Origin of the sequence: Bacillus sp. S4, assembly GCF_040838205.1 — a bacterium.
GTDB lineage: Bacteria > Bacillota > Bacilli > Bacillales > Bacillaceae_G > Bacillus_A > Bacillus_A cereus_U.
In genome coordinates this window covers 1-3,502 of the sequence record NZ_JBFPJI010000328.1, presented here as the reverse complement: position 1 = coordinate 3,502, position 3,502 = coordinate 1, and the positions used below count along the sequence as shown (strand labels likewise).

Here is a 3,502-nt window from a genome sequence, read left to right as displayed (position 1 = left end):
GAATATATATTTAAGAGGTTTTGCATGGATAAAGACAATAAAAATGGTAGGTGATATTTTGAAAAATCTTGTCATTGGGCTTATTGCACTAGTACTTATTGTGGCAGGAGGATTTTACATAAAAAAATATCAAGAAACTGTAGAAACGACCGGAGATGTTCAAGAAGTGAAATGGGATGTGAAGAATAAAAAGGGAAATGAAAAAGTCGATATTTCGTTTCAATTGCTAAATAAAATGAATAATGAAGTTCGTGGTGTGAACGATCAAATTCGAGCAGTGATAGTGGATGGGAATTTGAAAAACATACAACAAACGAAGCCTATATTTGCTGGAAATGGATCGTATAAGCTATCTTCAGATGTAGCAAAAGGTGAAGAGTACACGATATTTTTGTATGAAGATGAAAACAAGTCCGTGGAATCATTTTCTAAGAAAGATTTTGGTGAAGAAAAAAAGGAGAAAAACAAGGACAAGAATAAAAAGAAACTACCTGTCGATACTGTACTTACAAAAAATATAGGAGAGCATCAAGTGTCTCTTTTATTTGGTGCATTACATCCGAATGAGGCAACGACATTAACATTTCAGTTTCAAGCGAAAAAGGGAGAAAAGCTGAAATTAAATTCAGGGAGAGGTGAAGTCAACACTCTATATATCGTTGATGAAACGAGAAAACATTTTTTATATGCCATTCCTGTTGATACGGATGAACAATTACAATATCGTATTACATTTCCAGAAGAAGGAACATATAAAATATGGGGGAATTTCTATATAAACGGTAAGAAGTATGAAAAGGAGTTTAGTATACAAGTGCAAAAACGAAAAAACAGCTAAGTACTTAGCTGTTTTTTCGTTTTCCTATTAATTTTGTTACAGAGAGCATTGTAATTGGTAAAGAATGATTCTTTCGAAATGCTAAATATTTTCCACTCCATGCAGGTTTGTATTTTTCTTTGAAATGTCGTAAACCGCTGAAGCTATATGTGTAACGAACGTTATTAAATATTGCAGCAGCAACTCGTTCAGACCAGAACGATTGCGTTGATAAACCGACATTTGAGAGTGGTGCCATACCAATATTAAAGGAATGGTATTCATTTTCTTTTGCCCAGTGGAATAAGTGGATAAAAATTGCATCCATAATTCCGCTAGGGGCATCTGGATAATAACGCATTAAATCAACAGATAATATGCCACTTTGATATACTGGCATAAAGGTTGTGAATGCAATGATTTTTCCCTCTGCATCAGATAATGTAGCGATAGGGGCACGACTAATATACTCACGATCGAAGTACCCAAGTGAAAATCCTTTCTCTTTTTTTCCGCCGAGCCAAGCATCAGACACTTTCTTTAATTCCTTGTATAATTCGTCTGAGAATGGTGGCTCATGAATAGAGAATGTATAACCTTCTCGTTCAAAACGGTTGAAAGTAGCTCGCATACCAGCACGTTTTTTTCCTGTTATTGTAAAGGTATTTAAATCAACGACAGCCTCTTCGCCAAGTTTAAAGAAGTTGTAGCCGAAATCGTGGTATAAGCTCATCCATTTGCTTTCAATTTGATAGAATACGCAAATATACCCAAATCGATCAGCTTCAGCTAAAAATTCTTGTAACACAGTGCGGTAGGAGGATGGATCACCAATTGGATCACCTAGTACAACAAGACGTTTTCCAGTAATTGAAAAGAGAAGAAGTGCTTTTCCGTCACTACTGAAGAAGAACTGTTTATCTCCTAAAAAACCTAAATGACTAAGTACGTTCCCACCATGTTCATCTAAGAAGTTTTCTAACCTTTTATCATTTGCTGGTTGCCCGGGAAATTGACTACGGTAACGATTGGCAATTAGTGAACCGATAAGTAAAAAAGTAGGAACGAAAAAGGCTGCTGCTAATGCACTTCGTTTAACTTGTGTAATATTTCGAACGACAAAATCAGGTTGGAACGCTTCTTTTGCACCCGCAAATAAAATACCTAAGTTTTTATATAAATATAACGTAAGTAATAAGAAGATAAACACTTTTACGATGTCAGAAAGAGAGACTTCCATTTTCTCGCGTACAAATCTTTTACGAAGCATATACAACACAGCAAGTACGATTAATAAAATAAAGGTTTCTTCAATATCAATTCCTTTTAGGGTATTAAAAATTGCTGCTCCAATTAAAGAAACAATCGTCATATAGTAAGAACGCTTTGTTCCATAATATATGCCTCGCGAAAGAATCAGGAGGAGAATACCGAATGTTAATGATAAGCTAAAAGAAAATTGAATAAGGTGCTTTGGAGCTAAAATATGTAAGGCGTGAGCTCGATTTATACTAGTCGGTAAAATTGTTGATAGAATAACCATTAAGCCAGCGAATACGGTTAAAGCGGCGGATGCCCATGAACCTAATTTCCCTAAAAAATCACGTTGTAAAGTCCAAATTACACCAGTTGTTTCTAATGCAGGTGCAATAAATGGTTTATCTTCAATTTTTTTTATGGCCGCTCCTGTCATTTCAAATGCTGCAAAAATGAGACCAAGGCAGAATGGTAAGATGTAATAGACAAGTCGATATAATAACATAGCGGGTAGTAATACGCCTGTATCAACTCCGTATTGTCCTAGTCCGGTTAAGAAAACAAGATCAAATGAACCAAGGCCACCAGGGACAAGACTTACGACACCAGCTAAAGCAGCAATTACATAAACACCTAAAAACTTTTGAAATTCGATATCAATTCCAAACAATATTAAAATGACGTACATAACGATACCAGCAGATACCCACTCGACTAATGAAACTAATGAATATAAAACAGTTGGATTTTTCTCTTCTTCTTCAGTCTCTTGTCCGTCTAGCTGTTTTGTTTTTCTATTTTTAATTTTAGAAAACCCAATATATATAGGAACGAAAAGAGCAAAGAAGATAAGAACAGGCCATAACCACGGTTTTTCGTGCAGAATAAAACTAGTGTCTAATATCCCAATAAGGCCGAGGAATGACAGAATGGCTAATCCGTTAATAAAAGCGGTTGTCATCCAAGCAATACTTTTAATAAGTTTCCCATTCTCTTTTATATGTGGACGATAGAGCATTGTACGTACACCGGCACCAACAAGACCACCAAAACCGATAAATCCATTTAAAGTGTTTGCAATCCATGAGATACGGAAAATCTTTTGTACAGGTATATCTGCTTTTAAGTAACGAAGCATAACAAAGTCATAAAAGAACATTGTTGAAACGGCAAATGCACCGAGTGTAATCGCTAAAAATACCCCACCAGTTGGAATGTTTTTAATTGTTTCAATTGCTTCTAAAAAAGAAATGCCCGCTAATTCTTTTTTAGCTTGAAAGAAAACAATTGTTAAGACAACAAATGGGAAGATTATTTTCCCGATTTGTAAGAAACGTTTCCATGAAAACGACATAAATACAACTCTCCTTGTGTAAGAAAACTGAGACAATAATATTATTATGACAAACTTCAAGAAAAATAAAAAGG

At 35.1% G+C, this 3,502-nt stretch carries 2 protein-coding genes; one reads left to right on the top strand and one right to left on the bottom strand.

Annotated features, from left to right (window positions below; genetic code table 11):
• Positions 1-43 precede the first annotated feature (43 nt).
• The gene (locus AB3X48_RS19440; RefSeq protein ID WP_016104310.1) at positions 44-838 is read left to right on the top strand and encodes a DUF8832 domain-containing protein; all 795 of its coding nucleotides are present in this window, start codon (positions 44-46) and stop codon (positions 836-838) included.
• Positions 839-842: 4 nt separating this feature from the next.
• On the opposite strand, the gene mprF is transcribed toward AB3X48_RS19440, so the two are convergent.
• Positions 843-3,428, bottom strand: coding sequence for a bifunctional lysylphosphatidylglycerol flippase/synthetase MprF (gene mprF, locus AB3X48_RS19435; RefSeq protein WP_002202630.1), 2,586 nt, complete (start codon positions 3,426-3,428; stop codon positions 843-845).
• Between the last annotated feature and the right edge of the window lie 74 nt (positions 3,429-3,502).